14 protein-coding genes are annotated in these 19350 nt (G+C 67.9%); 5 read left to right on the forward strand and 9 right to left on the reverse strand.

The annotated features are described in order from the left end of the window. Positions 1-75: 75 nt before the first annotated feature. A complete protein-coding gene (locus Aco03nite_RS24590) occupies positions 76-2127 on the forward strand; it encodes a glycoside hydrolase family 3 protein (RefSeq protein WP_203798288.1) in 2052 nt (683 codons plus the stop codon). Between the two features lie 30 nt (positions 2128-2157). Beyond that, positions 2158-2481, forward strand: coding sequence for a hypothetical protein (locus Aco03nite_RS24595; RefSeq protein WP_203798290.1), 324 nt, complete (start codon positions 2158-2160; stop codon positions 2479-2481). Positions 2482-2676: 195 nt separating this feature from the next. Here Aco03nite_RS24595 and Aco03nite_RS24600 read toward each other — a convergent pair whose 3' ends face one another. The 7 genes from Aco03nite_RS24600 to Aco03nite_RS24630 form a co-directional block, all read right to left on the reverse strand. Further along, the gene (locus Aco03nite_RS24600) at positions 2677-4035 is read right to left on the reverse strand and encodes an aspartate aminotransferase family protein (protein ID WP_275415895.1); all 1359 of its coding nucleotides are present in this window, start codon (positions 4033-4035) and stop codon (positions 2677-2679) included. A 133-nt stretch (positions 4036-4168) separates the two neighbouring features. Next, positions 4169-4951: an ABC transporter permease gene (locus tag Aco03nite_RS24605; RefSeq protein WP_203798292.1), complete on the reverse strand. Its 783-nt coding sequence runs from the start codon at positions 4949-4951 to the stop codon at positions 4169-4171. Then, entirely contained in the window at positions 4948-5811 is an 864-nt protein-coding gene (locus Aco03nite_RS24610; RefSeq protein ID WP_203798294.1) for an ABC transporter permease, read from the reverse strand. The genes Aco03nite_RS24605 and Aco03nite_RS24610 overlap by 4 nt, the downstream gene beginning before the upstream one ends. Positions 5812-5815: 4 nt before the next feature. After that, on the reverse strand, positions 5816-7024 hold the full coding sequence (locus tag Aco03nite_RS24615; protein WP_203798296.1) for a polyamine ABC transporter substrate-binding protein: 1209 nt from the start codon (positions 7022-7024) through the stop codon (positions 5816-5818). 41 nt (positions 7025-7065) lie between these two features. Further along, a complete protein-coding gene (locus tag Aco03nite_RS24620; protein ID WP_203798298.1) occupies positions 7066-8169 on the reverse strand; it encodes an ABC transporter ATP-binding protein in 1104 nt (367 codons plus the stop codon). A 3-nt stretch (positions 8170-8172) separates the two neighbouring features. Beyond that, positions 8173-9612: a gamma-aminobutyraldehyde dehydrogenase gene (locus Aco03nite_RS24625; protein WP_203798301.1), complete on the reverse strand. Its 1440-nt coding sequence runs from the start codon at positions 9610-9612 to the stop codon at positions 8173-8175. Positions 9613-9775: 163 nt separating this feature from the next. Further along, positions 9776-11287 (reverse strand): CoA-acylating methylmalonate-semialdehyde dehydrogenase, encoded by a 1512-nt coding sequence (locus Aco03nite_RS24630; protein WP_203798303.1) that lies wholly within the window; start codon positions 11285-11287, stop codon positions 9776-9778. A 249-nt stretch (positions 11288-11536) separates the two neighbouring features. On the opposite strand from Aco03nite_RS24630, the gene Aco03nite_RS24635 reads away from it, so the two are divergent. Then, positions 11537-12103 (forward strand): Uma2 family endonuclease, encoded by a 567-nt coding sequence (locus Aco03nite_RS24635; RefSeq protein ID WP_239145399.1) that lies wholly within the window; start codon positions 11537-11539, stop codon positions 12101-12103. A 23-nt stretch (positions 12104-12126) separates the two neighbouring features. Here Aco03nite_RS24635 and Aco03nite_RS24640 read toward each other — a convergent pair whose 3' ends face one another. Beyond that, positions 12127-14433, reverse strand: coding sequence for a protein kinase domain-containing protein (locus Aco03nite_RS24640; protein WP_373872635.1), 2307 nt, complete (start codon positions 14431-14433; stop codon positions 12127-12129). A gap of 208 nt (positions 14434-14641) precedes the next feature. Continuing rightward, the gene (locus Aco03nite_RS24645) at positions 14642-14893 is read right to left on the reverse strand and encodes a hypothetical protein (protein WP_203798307.1); all 252 of its coding nucleotides are present in this window, start codon (positions 14891-14893) and stop codon (positions 14642-14644) included. 658 nt (positions 14894-15551) lie between these two features. On the opposite strand from Aco03nite_RS24645, the gene Aco03nite_RS24650 reads away from it, so the two are divergent. Next, the gene (locus Aco03nite_RS24650) at positions 15552-15971 is read left to right on the forward strand and encodes a phage holin family protein (protein WP_203798308.1); all 420 of its coding nucleotides are present in this window, start codon (positions 15552-15554) and stop codon (positions 15969-15971) included. A gap of 1637 nt (positions 15972-17608) precedes the next feature. Next, positions 17609-18901: a hypothetical protein gene (locus Aco03nite_RS24655; RefSeq protein ID WP_203798309.1), complete on the forward strand. Its 1293-nt coding sequence runs from the start codon at positions 17609-17611 to the stop codon at positions 18899-18901. Positions 18902-19350: the final 449 nt, after the last annotated feature.

Raw genomic sequence — 19350 nt, forward strand, 5'->3', positions numbered from 1 at the left:
GCGCCAGCCAGGTGCCCTCGGGGGCGAATACCGGACAATTACCCGCGTGGGCCGAGGGGCAGCGGGGGAAAGATCATGAAGCGCTGGGCCGTGGTCGTGGCGGTGCTGGCGCTGCTCGCCGCGGTTAGCGTAATTGTCGTGAAAAAATGGGACATTTCGGATCCCGGCGTCCGTCAGCCCATCGAGACTCGCGTCGCCGACCTGCTATCTCGCATGAGCCTTGCGGACAAAATTGGACAAATGACCCAGGCTGAGCGGAAGGCCGCTGATCCCACGACGGTGACGGAGCTGCGGCTCGGCTCGGTACTGTCCGGCGGCGGCTCGGCACCCACCCCGAACACCCCGCAGGCCTGGGTCGACATGATCAACGACCTGCAGCGGGCGGCCCTGGCCACCCCGCTGAAGATCCCGCTGATCTACGGCGTGGACGCCGTGCACGGCCACAACAACGTGCACGGGGCGACCGTCTTCCCGCACAACGTGGGCCTCGGAGCGAGCCGCGACCCGGCCCTGGTCGAGAGCGTCTACCGGGCCACCGCCGCGGAGTTGCGGGCCACCGGCATCGGCTGGGACTTCGCGCCCTGCCTGTGCGTGTCCCGCGACGAGCGCTGGGGCCGCGCCTTCGAGAGCTTCGGCGAGGACCCGGCCCTGGTCACCCGGCTCGGCGGGGCGGCGGTCGACGGGCTGGAGAAGAACGGCGTGGTCGCCACGGTCAAGCACTTCGCCGGCGACGGCCACACCGGGTACGGCACCGGCGACCACGGCTACGCCATCGACCAGGGCGTCACCCTGACCAACCGGGCCGATTTCGCCCGGATCGACCTGTCCCCGTACGTCGCCGCGGTCACCGCACACGGCGCCCGCAGCGTGATGCCGTCGTTCTCCCGGGTCGACTGGACCGAGGACGGCCCCGGCAACCCGATCCCGATGCACGCCAACCGGGAGCTGCTGACCGGCTACCTGAAGGGCTCGCTCGGCTTCGGCGGCTTCGTGATCACCGACTGGGAGGGCGTCCAGCAGCTGCCGTCCACCGACCCGGCCGGCACCCCGAAACCGACCCCGTCGCAGGTGCGGACCGGGGTGAACGCCGGCATCGACATGTTCATGGAACCGAACACGGCGCCGGTCCTCCAGCAGAACCTGACCGCCGAGGTGACCGCCGGCCGTGTCCCGATGTCCCGGATCGACGACGCGGTCCGCCGGATCCTGACGGTCAAGTTCGAGCTGGGCCTGTTCGAGAACCCGTACGTGACGCTGGGCCCGGTCGGCACCCCGGAACACCGGACACTGGCCCGGGAGGCGGTGGCGAAGTCCCAGGTCCTGCTGAAGAACGCCGGTGACACGCTGCCACTGGCCGCCGACCGGAAGATCTACGTGGCCGGCCGCAGCGCCGACGACATCGGCAACCAGGCCGGCGGCTGGACCATGGACTGGCAGGGCGCGAACGGCGACATCATCCCCGGCACCACCGTCCTGGAGGCGATCCGCGCGACCGCCCCCGACGTCACCTTCAGCGCCGACGCGTCCACTCCGGTGGGCGCCGCCGACGTGGGCGTGGTGGTGGTGGGCGAAACTCCCTACGCCGAGTGGTTCGGCGACGTGGGCGGCCCGGTGCTCACCTACGGCACGCCGGAGCAGCGCGAACCCAAGTCCCTGACACTGCAGCCGGAGGACCGCAAGGTGGTCACGAAGGTCTGCGCGGCCGTACCCCGCTGCGTGGTCCTGTTGATCTCCGGCCGCCCGCAGGTGCTGACCGCGGGCCAGCTGGGCTCGATCGACGCCCTGGTCGCGTCCTGGCTTCCCGGCAGCGAGGGCGACGGAGTGGCCGACGTCCTGTTCGGCCGCACCCCCTTCACCGGCAAGCTGTCGATGTCCTGGCCGGGCACGGTCACCCAGGTCCCGATCAACGTCGGAGACAAGACCTACAAGCCGCTTTTCCCGTACGGGTGGGGCCTGCACACCACCACTCCCACCTCCACGGCCCGAGCCGCCGCCATGGCCCGAGCCGAGGCGGGCACCGCCCCACCCGGTTGGCAGACCCTGTTCGCCGACGCCGAGGTGGCCCTGGACAACAACGATCCCACCCGGGCCGACGCGTTGTTCCGCCAGATCACCACCACCCGGTGAGGAGGGATCCGGTCTTCCTACGATGACAGGGTGAGCACCGACGAGATCGACCGACTGATCGAACGCCTGAGCGGAGAAGCGGCGTGCGAGCGCGTCCCCGACGGCCTGCTGATCACCGCCTGGTTCGGTGAGCAGCTGGATCCGCCGGTCACGCTGCACATGACCGTCCGGCAGCTGGCAGCCCGGATTCGCAGCAACGCCGAGGGCGGCGTCGGGGCCTTCGACGATTCGCCGGTTCCGGACGAGGAGACCGGCTGGAAGCTGTTCTCCATCCACCTGGAGGAGGCCCTGGACACCCGCAATCCGGACCAGACCGACTTCCACTTGGCCCCCCACGGAGTGGTCTCCCGCTAGGTTCTTGTGGCAGACCCCGCCGCGTCGAACGCGGGCAGGACCACGTCCGGTCCGACGCCCGGGCACGATCGGCTGCGCCCGCACGGGGTATCGGTGACCACCGGATCCGGCCCGGCGGTCGCTGGGTCGGTCCGGTGTCCCGCCCTCCTTGCGGGGACGGGACAGGGCCTTGGTGGGGCGTACAAAAAGAAGGGGTCAAAGGCGGTTTTGGGCTTCGGTCAGGACCGAGCGCAGGATCTGTTCGATCTCGGCGAACTGGGTCTCCGTCGCCGTCAGGGGTGGGGCCAGCTGAATCACCGGGTCGCCGCGGTCGTCGGCTCGGCAGTAGAGGCCGGCCTCGAACAGGGCCTGGGAGAGGAAACCTCGGAGCAGCCGCTCGGACTCGTCGGCGTTGAAAGTTTCCTTCGTGGTCTTGTCCTTGACCATCTCGATGCCGAAGAAGTAGCCGTCGCCGCGGACGTCGCCGACGATCGGCAGGTCGAGCAGGCGTTCCAGGTAGGAGCGGAACAGCGGGCTGTTGTCGCGGACGTGCCGGTTGAGGCCTTCGCGTTCCATGATGTCCAGGTTGGCCAGGGCCACCGCGGAGCCGACCGGGTGACCGCCGTAGGTGATGCCGTGGGCGAACCAGTTGGTGCCGGTGAGGAACGGCTCGGCCAGGCGCTCCGACGCGATCATCGCGCCGAGCGGGACGTATCCGCTGGTCAGGCCTTTGGCGACGGTGATGATGTCGGGCTGGTAGCCGTAGCGGTCGGCGCCGAAAGTTTCCCCGAGGCGGCCGAAAGCGCAGATCACCTCGTCCGAGACGAGCAGCACGTCGTACCTGTCGCAGATCTCGCGGACCCGCTGGAAATATCCGGGCGGCGGCGGGAAACAGCCGCCGGCGTTCTGCACCGGCTCCAGGAAGACGGCGGCGACCGTGTCCGGGCCCTCGAACTCGATCATCTCGGCGATCCGGTCGGCGGCCCAGATCCCGAACTGCCCGGGTGTCATGGACTCGTCGGGACGCCGGTAGTAGTTGGTGTTCGGCACCCGCATCGTGCTCGGCACCAGCGGTTCGAAGTCCTGCTTGAACGGCGGGATACCGGTGATCGACAGAGCGCCCATCGAGGAGCCGTGATAGGCCACCGCCCGGGAGATGACCTTGGTCTTGAGGGGCTTGCCGACCTTCTTGAAGTACGAGCGGGCCAGCTTCCACGCCGACTCGACCGCCTCCGAGCCGCCGGTGGTGAAGAAGACCCGGCTCAGGTCGCCCGGCGCCATCTCGGCGAGACGGCCGGCCAGCTCGATCGCCTTGGGGTGGGCGTAGGACCAGATCGGGAAGTACGCCAGCTCGCTCGCCTGTTTGGCGGCGGCGTCGGCCAGTTCGTGACGGCCGTGGCCGGTCTGGACGACGAACAGGGCGGAGAGGCCGTCGAGGTAGCGGCGCCCGGTGGAGTCCCAGACGTAGCAGCCGTCACCGCGGGTGATCACCGGGACCGGGGCGTCCTGGTAGGACGACAGCCGGGTGAAGTGCATCCAGAGGTGGTCGCGGGCCGTCGCGGACAGATCTGTCACGGGTATCTCTCCTACTGGTTCCAGAGGTAGATCCGATCCTGCCCACGGATTCCGTGGCACACAAGAGACTCTGCGACTATTTCCCTTGCAAAAGGCCCGGCGAGCAATCGCCGGGCCTTTTTGACGGAGTTTGTCACGCCTTCCTGGAACGCGATCTCACGTTGGCGATCACCGCGAACAGCACCCCGATCGCGAAGATCATCGTGCCCATCACGTTGACCTGCGGCGGCAGGCCGACCCGGGTGGCGCCCCAGATCCACAGCGGGAACGTCTCGGTGGTGCCCGCGGTGAAGTTGGTGATCACGAAGTCGTCGATCGACAGTGCGAACGCGAGCATCACCCCGGACAGCACCGCCGGCAGGATGATCGGGAAGATCACCTTCCAGAACGTGGTCCAGCCGTTGGCGCCGAGGTCGGCCGCCGCCTCCTCCAGGGACCGGTCCAGGGTCATCACCCGGGCCCGGACCACGATCGCGACGAACGAGATCGAAAACATCACGTGCGCGATCGTGATGCTGGCCGTGCCGAGCGGGAACCCCATCGTCACGAACAGGCTGAGCAGCGACGAGCCCATCACCAGCTCCGGCGAGGAGATCGCGGCGAACATCAGCAGGTTCAGGCCGCCGGCGCCGGTGAACCGGTACCGGCCCAGCGCGTACCCGATGGCGGTGCCCAGCGCGCCGGCGATCAGCGCGGTCAGCACCGCCACGGTCAGCGACGTGATCAGGGCGCTGGTCAGGGCGTCCAGGGCGAAGACGTCCTTGTACCACTTGAGCGTGAAACCCTGCCAGGTCTGGTTGTAGCGGCCGTTCGGGTTGTTGAACCCGAACAGGATCATGACCGAGATCGGCAGGATCAACCACGCGATCAACAGCCAGGTGTACGCGTGCAGCAGGCGCCCGCCCCGGCCGGTCATCGCGCCGCCACCTTCATCACGTCCTCCGTGCCCAGCGCCCGGGCGTAGGAGAAGACCCCGATCAGCAGCACCGCCATCAGCGTGAACGACAGCGCCGACGCCGACGGGTAGTCGGAGTTGGACAGGAACTTCGCCTGGATGACCTGACCGATCATGGTGGTCTCCGAACTCCCGAGCAGTTCCGAGTTGACGTAGTCGGAACTGGCCGGCACGAACGTCATCAGCACCCCGGCGAACACCCCCGGCAGCGCCAGCGGCAGCACCACCTTGCGGAACGACGTCAGCGGGCCGGCGTACAGGTCCCGGGCCGCCTCGATCACCCGCGGGTCGATCCGTTCCAGGGCCACGTAGATCGGCAGCACCATGAACGGCAGGAAGCTGTAGACCAGTCCGGCGATCACCGCCGCCGGGGAGCCGAGCACGGTGAAGTCGCCGGGCAGGATCCCGGCCTCCTTCAGCGGATGCAGCAGCACCCCGTCGTCGGTGAGCAGCATCCGCCAGGAGATGGTCCGCAGCACGAACGACACGAAGAACGGCAGCATGATCAGGAACAGGTACGTCGCCTTGCGCCGTCCGCCGTAGAAGGCGATCCAGTACGCGACCGGGAACGCCATCACGATCAACACGAACGACGTGATGGCGCCGTACACCAGCGAGCGGATCAACTGGGTCCGATAGTCGCCGAGGGACTCGGTGTAGTTCTGCCAGTGCCCCGTGAACACGAACCCGTTGACGATGTCGCCCTCCTGCAGCGACAACGACAGCATGGTCACCATCGGCACCGCGAAGAAGAGCAGGAGCCACAATCCACCCGGCAGTACGAGCAGGTAGGGCGCGAGTGTACGTTTCGCCCGGTCCATCAGGTCACCCGAGAACGATCGGCTGGAACACCCGCTCGAAGTCGTTCTTCTCCTCGGCGGTGTTGAAGTTGACGTAGTAGTGCAGCCGCTTGTACTCCGCGTCGCCGGGGAAGACCAGCGGGCTCTCCGCGACCGAGAGCAGGAATTCCTTGTCCTCGTCGGTGGCCGCGGCGGCGTGCTTCTCCATCTGGGCCTGCGCGCCGGGGACCGGGCACACGTAGTTGATGTACTCGGCGAGCGTGGTCGCGTTCTCCAGCTCGTAGAGATAGTCCATCAGCATGATCGCGTCGACCGGGTTCTCGGCGGTGGACGGGATGGCCATGTTGTCGGTCCAGATCGTGCCACCCTCCTCGGGGATCACGAACTTGAAGTTCGTGCCGTCCGAGACGTTCTTCTGGAAGATGTCACCGGACCAGGCCTGGGTGATCCAGACCTCGCCCTTGCCGAGCGCGTCGACGTAGCTCTGGTCGTAGTAGTTGCGGACCAGCCCGGCGTCCTTCTGCTCCTTGAGCTTGGCCGCCGCCTGCTTCCAGGCCGCCTCGTCCGACTTCGCCGGGTCCAGGCCGAGCGCCATCAGACCGAAGTTGCCCAGCTCCTGCAGATCCTTGAACATGCCGACCTTGCCCTTGTACTTCGGGTTCCACAGGTCGGCGAGCTTGGTGATCGGCTCCTTGATCTTCGCCGGGTCGTAGGCGATACCGGTGATGCCGGACGCGTACGGGATGCTGAAGGTGTTGCCCGGGTCGTAGGTGGAGGTGGCGTACGACTTGGCCGCGTTGGCCGCGTAGTTCGGCAGCCTGGTGTGGTCGAGCGGGGCCAGGAAGCCGGAGTCACGGAACTGGCCGAACTGGACCGAGTTGGTGATGACCATCAGGTCGTACCCGATCGACTGCCCGGCGGACAGCTGCGGCTGGACCTTGGCGAACCACGGTCCCATCTCCTGGATGACCTCGTCATAGGTCACCTTGATACCGGTCTTGGCGGTGAACTTCTTGAGTTCCGGCTTCTTCGGGTCCATGTAGAGGGGCCAGTTCGCGAAGTTCAGCGAACCGGTCTGGGTCTTGCCGCCCCAGAACTTCGCGATGGCGTCGGGCGCCACGCTGGCCTGCGGCTTGCCCTTGCCCTCCACCCCGCACGCGGCGAGGAAGGCGCCCATCGCCGACAACCCGCCGAGACGGAACGCGTCGCGGCGGCCGAGCCGGGACTGCGTCATGCCTCGGAGGAGGGAGGGGTTCGGCATATCGGTGGGGGACATCAGACTCCGATCGGGTACGAGTGCTGCGGGGCCCAGGAGAGGTAGACGCGCTCGCCACGAGACGCCACGTTCTCCGCGTCGTGTGCGTTCTGATCGAACACCACGAAGTCTGCGCCATCGGTGGTGGCCACTGTGTAGTTCGTCGATGTCCCGTGGTAGACGACCTCGCTGACGGTGCCGGAGAGCAGACTTCCGGTGATGCCCGCGGGCATCGTCCGGTGCAGGTCGATCTTCTCCGGGCGCACCGAGACCTCGATGGCCCGCCCCGGCCGGACGCTGTCGGGAACCCTCACCACGACCTGCTCGCCGGTCCCCTTGGCGATCACCGCGAGGCCCTGCTCGACCCGGTCGACGGTGCCGTCCACGATGTTGGAGGTGCCGATGAAACCGGCCACGAACCGGGTGGCCGGGCGCTCGTAGATCTCCCGCGGCGTGCCGAGCTGCTCGATCAGACCGGCGTTCATCACCGCGATCCGGTCCGACATGGTCAGCGCCTCACCCTGGTCGTGGGTGACGTAGACGAAGGTGATGCCGACCTCGCGCTGGATCCGCTTCAGCTCGACCTGCATCTGCTGGCGCAACTTCAGGTCCAGCGCGCCCAGCGGCTCGTCGAGCAGCAGCGCCCGCGGGTGGTTGACCAGGGCCCGGGCCAGCGCGACCCGCTGCTGCTGGCCGCCGGACATCTCCCTGGGCTGCCGCTTCTCCATGCCGGTCAGCGAGACGATCTCCAGCATCGCGCCGACCCGATGGTTGATCTCCGCCTTCGCGACCTTCTTGCGTTCCAGCCCGAACGCGACGTTCTGCTGGACGCTCAGGTGCGGGAAGAGGGCGTACGACTGGAAGACCATGTTGACGTCACGCTTGTTCGGCGCGACCCCGGTGACGTCCTGGCCGTCCAGGAACACCTTGCCCTCGGTCGGCTCCTCGAAGCCCGCGATCATCCGCATCGTGGTGGTCTTGCCACAGCCGGACGGCCCGAGCAGCGAGAAGAACTCCCCCTGCGCGATCGCCAGATCCAGACTCTTCACGGCGGGCACCGATTCACCGTGCGACAGGTAGTCCTTGCGCACACCGGCGAACTCGATAGCCGGGGAACTCGTCATCCATCACCTCTGAGCGGGGGTGTCATTGAAGCTCATCACGTGCTTGATACGGGTGTATTCCTCGAACCCGTACATCGAGAGATCTTTTCCGTAACCGGAGTGACCGTATCCGCCGTGCGGCATCTCGGAGACGAAGGGTAGGTGCGTGTTGATCCATACCGCGCCGAAGTCCAGCCGGCGGGACACCCGCATGGCGCGGCCGTGGTTCTGCGTCCAGACGCTGGCGCTCAGCCCGTACCGGACGTCGTTGGCCCAGCGGACCGCCTGCGCCTCGTCGGTGAACGTCTGCACGGTGACGACCGGGCCGAAGATCTCGTCCTGGATCATCTCGTCGTCCTGGCGCAGCCCGGTCACCACGGTCGGCGCGAAGAACCAGCCGCGGTCGCCGATCCGGTGCCCGCCCGCCACCACGTCGGCGTGCGCCGGAGTGCGGTCCAGGAAACCGGTGATCCGGTCCAGCTGGTTCGGATTGTTGACCGGGCCGAAGAAGGCCTCGGTGTCACTCGGCGGCCCGGTCCTGGTGCCCCGGGCGGCCTCGGCGAGCGCGGCGGTGAAGTCGGCGGCGATCCGCTCGTGCACCAGCACCCGGGTGGCCGCGGTGCAGTCCTGACCGGCGTTGAAGAAGCCCGCCCCGGCGATCGCGGCCGCGGTCGAGGCGATGTCGACGTCGTCGAAGACCACCACCGGGGCCTTGCCACCCAGCTCCAGGTGGACCCGCTTCAGGTCCGGCGCGGCCGCGGTGGCCACCTCCATCCCGGCCCTGGTCGAACCGGTGATCGACACGAACTGCGGGGTGCGGTGCGCGACCAGGGCCCGGCCGGTGTCCCGGTCGCCGCAGACCACGTTCAGCACACCCGGTGGCAGGAACTCGGCGGCGATCTCGGCGAGCAGGAGGGTGCTGACCGGGGTGGTGTCCGACGGCTTGAGCACCACCGCGTTGCCGGCTGCGACGGCGGGCGCGAACTTCCAGACACCCATCACCATCGGATAGTTCCACGGGGTGATCTGTGCGCAGACGCCGATCGGCTCACGCCGTACGAAAGAGGTGTGGTCCCTCAGGTACTCCCCCGCCGACCGGCCCTCCAGCACCCGGGCGGCGCCGGCGAAGAACCGCAGCTCGTCCAGGATCGGGGCCATCTCCTCGGCCCGGGTCGCCTCGACCGGCTTGCCGGTGTTGCGGACCTCGGCCCCGATGATCTCCTCGGCCCGGGCCTCGACCGCGTCGGCGATCCGGAGCAGGGCCCGCTGACGCTCGGCCGGGGTGCTGTCGCGCCAGATCTCGAAACCGTCCGCGGCGGCCCGCATCGCCCGGTCGACGTCGCGGGTCGAGGAGACCGGAGCCTGCGCGTACGTCTCCCCGGTGCTGGGGTCGATCACCGGGGACGTGACACCGTCTTCGGTGTCGGTGTAGGAGCCGGCGACGAAATTGCGCAGAATTTCCACGGGATCGGGGGCCTTCCGGTAAGGGCTGGAGGGGACCTTGTCACACCATCGAGTTCGCTAGCAAGGGAATCCGAAGTAATTTCCATAGCTGAAACGGAATCAGAACTTGCGATCCCACCCCAGCTACGTTTTCCGGTGTTTCAGGTTTATTCGATGGCGCGTTTCACGGTTTGGGCAAGTCCGATTTATCGGTTTGCGGAAAACCGAGGTCGATCTTCGAGGTGCCGGGGTCCGGCCATCGCGAGGTGACCACCTTGCTTCTGGTGAAGAAGTGGATGCCGTCGGGGCCGTACATGTGGGTGTCGCCGAAGAGCGAGGCCTTCCAGCCGCCGAACGAGTAGTACGCCACCGGGACCGGGATCGGGACATTGACGCCCACCATCCCGGCGTTCACGTCGAACTGGAACCGGCGGGCGGCGCCGCCGTCGCGGGTGAAGATTGCCGTGCCGTTGCCGTACTCGTTGCTGTTGATCAGTTCTACGGCCTCGGCGTAGGTTTCCACTCTCACCACGCTGAGTACGGGGCCGAAGATCTCGTCGGTGTACACGGACATCTCGGGCGTGACGTTGTCGAGCAGAGTGGCGCCGAGGAAGAAACCCTTTTCCGGGATTCGTCCCGATTTACGGCCATCTTCGATGACTTTTGCCCCCGCGGTCACGCCGGCCTCGATGTAGCTCGCGACCCTGTCCCGGTGCTGGGCGCTGATCAGCGGGCCCATCTCCGAGCCGGGGTCCGCACCGTCGCCGATCCTGATCCCGGGGAGTCGCTCCGCGATGGCCGCCACGAGAGGATCGGCGATCTCGCCGACCGCGACCACCACCGAGATCGCCATGCAGCGCTCGCCCGCCGCGCCGTAACCCGCGCTGATCGCCGCGTCCGCCGCCGCGTCCAGCTCGGCGTCCGGCAGCACCACCATGTGGTTCTTCGCGCCGCCGAGGGCCTGCACCCGCTTGCCGTTCGCGGTGCCGGTCTCGTAGATGTACCTGGCGATCGGGGTCGAGCCGACAAAACTGACCGCGGCGACGTCCGGGTGGGCCAGGATCGCGTCGACCGCCTCCTTGTCGCCGTTGACCACGGTGAACACGCCGTCCGGCAGGCCCGCCTCACGCCACAGCCCGGCCAGCCACAGCGCCGCCGACGGATCCTTCTCGCTCGGTTTGAGCACGAACGCGTTGCCCGCGGCGATCGCGGTCGCGCACATCCACAGCGGGACCATCGCCGGGAAGTTGAACGGGGTGATACCGGCGACCACACCGAGCGGCTGGCGGATCGAATAGACGTCGACGCCGGTGGCGGCCTGCTCGGAGAAACCGCCCTTCATCAGGTGCGGGATGCCGGTGGCGAATTCGACGTTCTCCAGGCCGCGGGCCACCTCACCGGCCGCGTCGGCGGCGACCTTGCCGTGTTCCCGGGTGACGATGGCGGCCAATGCGTCCTTGCGGCCGGCCAGCAGTTCCCGGAAGGTGAACAGGACCGCGGCGCGTTTCGCCAGGCTGGCCGCGCGCCAGCCCTCGGCGGCCTCCCTGGCGACCGCGACGGCCTGGTTCACCTCGGATTCGCTGGCGAGATCAACTTCGGCGATCTGTTCGCCGGTGGCCGGATTGTGGACCGGGCCCACCCGGCCGGACGTGCCTTTTCGGGTGGCGCCGCCGATCCAGTGCGCGATGTGATTCATGTAGCGACATTATGTGACGGCCAAAGGCCAAACAATGACCGGATTGTACGGTAACAAAAGGTTTTACCCGCCCGTCACGAAACACTTCTCCGACGACCGGACGACGCCGACGAGCCCGGCGGGCAGCGGCACCTCAGAACACCCGTCGGCCCAGCTCACCCCTTCGATGCCTCTTGCCCCGTACCACCTTGACCCGCGACACGAACACATGAGACGGTCTCCACCATGAGCGCATGCGAGACTGTGCCTATGACCAAGGGGACACTTGACGACCACGAGGGGCCCTGGAGCGAGGCGGACTATCTCGCGCTCGGCGAGACCAACCACCGCATCGAACTGCTCGACGGGAGCCTCTTGGTGAGCCCCTCACCGAATGACCATCACAACGAGATCATGGGCAATCTGCGGGATTCGTTACGTCCCGCCGCCCGGGCTGCCGATCTCCGAGCCCCTCTGGTTCCCAACATCCGGCTCCGCGCCGGCCTGATCCTCATCCCGGATCTGGCCGTCAAGAAGGGCCCCACCGAGTCCTTCATCGGCAACGCGACCGATGTGGTCCTGGTCTGCGAGGTGACCTCACCGAGCAACTCGGCGATGGACCGCGGTCACAAGATGCTGGCCTACGCCGAGGCGGGCATTCCGTGGTACCTGCTGGTGGAACCGGACTTCACCGACTACGCATCGGTGAAGCTGACGCTGTTCCGCTTGGACGGCGACGCCTACGTCGAACACGGATCCGCCGAGCAGGGCGAAACCCTGACCTCCGACCTGCCGTTCACGCTGGAGGTCAGCACCGAATTCCTGCTCGACTACTGATCCCCGCCTCGCCCCAGGTCGCCTCACTTGGCCGGCTGGAAGCTGTCGAAGACCAACTTCAGGTCGTCGAGGGAGCCGGCCCAGGCGTCGTCGTTCGTCTCCCAGTAGAACCCGTAGGCCTTCTTGTCGGAGATCACCGTGCCCCGGTTGTTGGTGTGCCGTCGCACGCCGTTCCGGTTGAAGGTGAACTCCCAGTCAGCAGCCGTCCGGAAGTAGTCCACCTTCACGATCTTGATCTCCTTGTAGCCCGGGAAGTCCCCGTTCCCCGATCGATAATCGGCCTGCGTACGCCAGTCCTTGACCGGATTCGACTTCGGCTGGTCGGTCTGATCGATACCCAGGATCTTGTTGTCCCCCCGGAAGTAGACGATCGATCCGTTCTTCGAACGCTTCCAGCCCGCCGGCACGTACAACGAGAACCCGGTCGGATCCGTGTACTCCTTCCAGCCCGCCTTCAGCACGGGCTTCCCACCGTCGGCGGCCGGAACGCTCCCGCTCGGTTCGGCACTCGCGCCCGGTTCGGCACCCGCGCCCGGGCTGGCGCCGGCCCCCGGATCCGGGTTCCCCGGCGCGCTCGCGCCACCGGTGGACGGGCTCGGTTCCGGAGCTTGCGCGGCGTCCGGCCCCACCCCGGCCGAAGCCCCCGCCGACGGCGCGGCAGCGGGGTCGCCCACGTCCGTCCCGTCCGTCCTGTTGTTGACGGCCCAGGCCGTGCCGGCCGCCAGCATGAGCGCCAGCACCACCCCACCGATCAGCAGGCCACGCTCGGGCCGCTTTCGCCCGCTACTGCGGACCGGAGCACGCCCGACCCCCGAGACCACACCAGCCCGGCCGGCCCCGGCCCCGGCGCCCGGCCCGGCAATCGGATCAGGCGGCACCTCACCGCCCGGCCCGGTTCCCAGCGCGGCGCCCGGCTCATCCGCCGACTCTCCACTCCCGGCGAGCTGACCATCGTCACTTCGCGTCGCAGCAGGTGACCCGACGTCGTTCAGCGTCTTGGCGGGTGCCCCAGCGTCGCCCGGCGCCTCGGCAGGCGTCTCGGGATCGCTGGCTGGGCTCTCCTTCTGGGATGCGTCGTCGGCATCGTGCGCCCGGCCCGGTTCGCCGTCCCGATCCGCGTTCTCGACCGCCTCTGCCGCGACCTCCGGTTCACCCACCCCTGCACCCGCACCGTCGTCCGGGTCGTCGGCAGGCGCCGGGCTCTCGTCGCTGGCAGCCGATCCCGTACCAGCAACTGCTTTCGGGCTTTCATCCCCGGTCCGGGCATCACTGCCCGTGCCGCTCCCCCGCGCCGAACCACCGACGGGCCGCGGCTTGGGGATCCGGAACGCCGCCGCGAACCCGGCCAGCCCTCCGGCCGACTTGGCGGGCGGCGGGGTCTCACCGCTCCCGGACAGTTCCCCGAGGATCCCGCGGGCCAGGCTCTCGGCGTCCTCGGCGTTCATCCGGGCCAGCGGGTCCTTGCGGAGCAGCCCGTCCAGAAGCGGCCGCAGAACCCCGGCATGCTGCGGCGGATCCGGTTCCTCAGTGGTCAGTGCGGTGAGCGTCGCCATCGTCGAACCGCGCTCGTACGGAGACCGCCCCTCGATCGCGGCGTAGAGCGTGGCCCCGAGCGACCACAGGTCGGCCTCGGGCCCGCTGGTGCCGTTCCGTACCCGTTCCGGCGCCATGAACTGTGGCGACCCCACCAGGATGTCCGATCGGCTGATCACCGCGTCGTCGTCGACGGCCGCGATGCCGAAGTCGGTCAGCAGCACCCGCCCGTCATCGGCGAGCAGCACGTTCGCCGGTTTGACGTCCCGGTGCTCGACCCCGAGCCGATGAGCCGTCCGCAGCGCGCCCAGAAGATCAAGACCGATCCGGGCGACGCGGTACGGGTCCAGCGGCCCCCGGTCGGCGATCTCGTCCCGCAGCGACCGGCACGGCACGTACTCCATGACGATCCAGGTCCGGTCGTCGAGCTGGAGCACGTCGTAGACCTGCACGACGTTGGGATGGTTGATCCGGGCGGCCGCCCGGGCCTCCCGGATCGTGCGCCGCGCCGAAGCCCCGCCGTCGTTCCCGACCGGCTGGTCGAGCTCCTTGATCGCGACGTCGCGTTCCAGGGTCTCGTCCCGGGCGAGCAGAACCTGGCCCATCCCGCCTCGTCCCAGGCTCTCACCGAGCCGGTACCGTCCGGCAAGCAATACGGGCGCATCAGGCATGGCCACCGTTATACCCGCCCGGCGCTCCCGTAACGCGAACCCCCGCCCGCGCCATGCCGCAAGTCGGACAGCACACGCTCCACCCACCGCCCGACCACACGCCCGGCAGGTTTGCGGCCTGCTCATCACGGTCGATCCGCCGCTGCACGCCGGACAGCAACCCGAGATCAAGTCGTGCCGGCACTCGGTAGCTGTCCGACGCCTGAATCGAGTCGCTTGACTCGAGTCGCCTGAATCGAGTCGCTTGACTCGAGTCGCTTGACTCGAGTCGCCTGACTCGAGTCGCCTGACTCGAGTCGCCTGACTCGAGTCGCTAGGAGAACCGCCGCGGCGATCACGAACAGCAGACACCGAACAGCGGACACGCCAGGACCGCCGCGCCGGTGACCGCCCAGCAGATCCGAACCGGGACCTCGCGGTCGACCGCCGCCCCGCCTGCCGCGATGACCCCGGCGATACCACCCGGCAGGGAACCGATGGCCACCGCCAACGTGGTCTCCAGGGCCGCCGCCCGCAGGACCTGGCTGCCGGTGGCTCCGGCCAACCGCAGGACACGATCGTCCGGGCCACAGCGGCGAGTCGTCATGAGCAGCGTGCCCAACGGTCGCGAGGGCACCGACACCGGCGGAGACCACGAGCCGGAGACCGGTGAACACTCCGATCGGCCGACCGCCCTCCGCCTCGGCCTGCCGGGCTAGATCCTCCAGCGCGGTCTTCAACGCTCCAGATCCTTCAACGCGGTCATCACCACCCCAGGTCCTCCAGCGCGGTCATCACCGCGCCAGATCCTCCGACGCGGTCATCACCACTCCAGATCCCCCAACGCGGTCATCACCACTCCGAGCCCGGCCGCCCCTCGGGCGCCGGGCAGGTCCCCGGAACCAGGGCGGACGGATCGTGCCACCGGGCCGTGTATTCCGGTTGACGACCAGCCCGGCACTGATCGGACCGGGCGAAGCCTCCCCCGCCACCCGTAGCGTCTCGGTTTCGCCGTCGCCCCGGGTGACAGCGACCGTCCGCTCGGCCCTCCGCGTTGATCGGGCCGCGAGATCAAGTGATGGCCCGGGTCGTCGTCTGGTGCCGGCTCGGGCCGGACCGACGCCGACCGGCGGCCGGCAGTCGGTCGGGCCGGTGGGCGGCGATCCGGGGTGCGTTTTGCGGCAATCGGGGATGGGAGGAGGGGCGATTAGTCAGGATTGGTGGGGGTACGTCTGACGGGATGACCGGGTAGGACGGAGGGGACGATGGGCCACACGGACGCACGAACCGACCATGCCTCGACCGCTGAGCTGATGAGTCGGCTCAGTGAGCAGGTAACGACGCTGGTTCGGGACGAGCTGGCGCTGGCTCGCCTCGAGATGGTGGAGAAGGGGAAGAAGGCCGGCAAGGGCGCGGGCCTGCTCGGCGGGGCCGGGATGGCGGCGCTGTACGGGACCGGGGCTCTGATCTTCACCGGCGGCGCGGCACTCGCGTTGGTCATGCCGGTGTGGGCGGCTGCTCTGGTCATGGCGACGGCACTGCTCGTCGCTGCCGGAATCGCAGCGGTCGCCGGGAAGCGGGAGATGGCCCGGGCCGTCCCGCCCACCCCCGAGGTCGCCATCGCCAGCGGCCGTCGCGACGTGAACGCGGTCCTGACCGCAGCCCGGCGCGGGACGAATCCATGAGCGCGCCGAACCGCGACCGCCCCGAGGGTCGCCACCCCTCCCCCAACCGCCCCAAGCCCGGACCTCCGGCCATGACACGCAATCCAGCCGCCCCGCCACCACCCGCGAATCGACCGACGGTTCCGGGAAGACCTGCTCCAGGAATCTCCCCCACAGCCTCGGCAAACTCCCGCACATCAGATGGAAAGCCAGCAACCCCACCCTCCGGCAACGACCCCACACAGGCAAAACCCGGACCAGGCGGCACGTCGATTCCCAAAGCCGAAAACCCTAAGAGCAAGATCCCAAAACCAGGACCGCCTGCCGGTACGCCTACTGAAGCCACCGCCTCGGGCCCTACCTCACCAAAGAACGAGACACCGAACCCGGCACCGTCGAAGCCGTCACCATCGAACCCGACACCGTCGAACCCGACACCGTCTAAGCCGTCGCCTCCGAAACCGACGCCGCCACCTGGCGCACCGAACAGGCCGGCAGGTTCCGAGACGCCGAAACCCGGGCCCCCTGGCAACAAGCCCCCGACAGAAAACGGTCCCCGAATTCCGGACAAGCCAAGCGGCACCCCCAGCAGCGGCGACCCTGGCAGCGGCAAGGACAGCGGCAGCGGTGGTAGTGGGAAGGTCAACGGTGGTGGTGTGGCGCCGGGATTGGAGAAACCCAAGAATTCTGGCGGCACCGGCGGTGAGCCAGCATCACCAAACGTCAACAAGGCACCGAAGCCCAAGCCTCCGCCCACCCCTCCCGGCGGGAAGGTCACGCCAAGTGGGCAGGCCACACAGAGTGGACCGGCCACGCGCAACGGGCAGACCGCGGCAAGCGAACCGACGGCGCAGAGTGGACAGCAGACCGAGCCGAGCGAACCGGCCGCGCGCAGCGGGCAGACCGTGCCGAGCGAACCGGCCGCGGGCGGCGGGCAGGCGGATGCTGAGCAGCGCAAACCTTCGCCTCATCGGAAACCGTCGCCGGGTGGTGACGACCAGCGGAACAGTGCGCAAGCCGGGCCCGATGAGACGACTACACGAGGACACGCAGTGACCGATAAATCGTCATCGGAACCATCCCATACCGGACCACGCAACGGTGCGGCGAATGAGTCTGCGGGCGGCGGTTCGACACCGAAGACCGCCGCGGCCGACGGCGATTCGAGCGGATCGGGACGGGCGGCTGTCCCAGGAGGAACGGCCACTCCAGGAAGAACGACCGCTTCGGGACGATCGGCCGCTTCAGGCCGAACGACCGCTACCGGGCGAGCGGCGGTTCCGTCCCCGGGGACAAAGTTGACGAGTGCACCGGCCGGAAGCAAGGGATCGACCGACACCAAAGGGTCAACCGAAAGCAAAGGGGCGACCCACAGCAAGGGGCCAGCTGATAACAAAGGGTCGGCCGGCAGCAACGGGCCGGCCGACGGCAACGGGCCAGCTGTTAACAAAGGGCCGACCGACGGCAAAGGGCCAGCCGACAGCAACGGGCCGGCTGACAGCAACGGGCCGACCGGAACTGCGAAACCGGGTAGCACAGCGGCTCAGAAGCCGGCGAAACCTCCCCACGATGCGACACCGGCGGCATCTCCATCACCTGCACAAACCGCATCGAAACCGGCGGGATCAGCAGGAACTGGAACCACATCGGCCAAAGGTGTGAGCCGTAGTGGTCAGACCTCGGAGTCGGCCGGCACGGCGCGGAAGGATCCTGGACAGGCGCAGGCTGATACGGGTGCGCCCGCCGCCGGCCGATCCTCGAGGACAGAGGGTGAGGGGCACGCCAGGCAGGCTGTCGCCGAAACGGCTGGTGCGGCCAAGGACACTGCCGACAAATACGGCAAGCAGACCAAATCAGACCTCGGAGAATTCGCCGAACCGGCTGGAAAGCTCTCGGGGGAAACCGGCAAGCAGGCTGACCAGACCGCAGGGTCAACAGTTGAGAAGGTCAAGCAAACCGTTGGGGAAGCGGCCAAGAAGGTCGAACAGAACACCGGAGCAGCGACTGCGAAGGCTGGACAGGCTGCCCGGGACTCGGCTGTTGCCGGAACCGTTCGCAAACTCGAGGAAGCCGCGGTTGAGAAAGACGACCGGCGTGCTTCAGGTGCCGTCGAGCCGACGGCCAAGGTCGAGGCTGCGAAGGAAACGGCTGCTGATGCCTCCGGAAAGACGAATGCCACCGGGCCAGGGACCGGAAAGAGTAACGCCAACGGCCCCGGGACTGAGAAGGCAAATGCCAACGACCCGGGGACCGAGAAGGCGAACGCCAACAGCCCGGGGACCGAGAAGGCGAACGCCAACGACCCGAGCACCGGCAAGGCAGATCCCGGCGACCCGAATACAGATAAGGCAGGTCTCGGCGACGGGAAGGCGGGTTCCGGCGACCCGAGTGCGGGGAGGGCGAGTTCTGGCGCTGCAAGCGGCCCGAACGGTGTGGGCGTTGAGGGTGGGGCGTCATGGGAACGTGATACGGATCCGCGAGACAGGTACAAGACCTCGCAAAACAGCGGTGAGAGCTCGCCGAAGCGTGACGAGACCTCGGGGGCCGATGGGATGACTGGGCGGGACAGGGACGACGGCAGAGCCAGGGACAAAGACGGGGGCAGGAACAAACACGGGGGCGGGGACAAAGACGGGAACAGAAACGGGTCCGGGTCCGGGTCCGGGTCCGGAGACGGGAAGGTTGATGTCGCTGAGATGCGGCAGGCCAATGCTGAGGCTGGGGTTCGGCTGAGTGAGACTGCCGCTGATGTGGCGGAGCGGGCCACCACAGCGATCGGTGGGCTTCCGGAACGGGCGTCCTGTGCGCTCGATACCGCCAGAGATCGTGCGTCTGCGGCTATCAGTGGGCTGCCGGATCGCATGGGTGACCAGCGGCAGCGGTATGCGTTGATCGGTGCGGCGCTGGCTGTCGCCTCCATCGCTGTTGTTCTGATGCGCAGACTTCGCTGACCTCACCGTCGAATGTGGGCCTCGCCGCTTCCGCGGCGGGGCCCATTACTCATCCCGGCGAAGAAGCTGAAGGCTCGAATGGCCGAACGCACGAACGCAACGAACAGAAGAGCGAACAAGCGAGCGAACGAACGGACGAGCGAGCGAACGGACGGACAGACGGACGAGCAAGCGACGGGAGGGAGGGAGGAAGGAAGGAAGGAGGGAAGCTTTGAAACGTGTCAGGTTCGGGGAAGGTGGCGTGGGTGTCGGGGGACGGTGAGGGCGGACAGTCATTTGGGGTCAACTCTTGACCCTGCTCTAACTGGATCGTAACGTGAGTCACACCTCGGGTAGAACGTTTCAAGAAACCCTCTCAGGAGACGTCATGCGTCCTCGGTTTGCTGCTGCCGTCGTGGTCGCCACGACCGCCGCCATAGCCCTGTCCGGCTGTACCAAGAAGAACGAGA

Source organism: Actinoplanes couchii (genome assembly GCF_016862075.1).
GTDB lineage: Bacteria > Actinomycetota > Actinomycetes > Mycobacteriales > Micromonosporaceae > Actinoplanes > Actinoplanes couchii.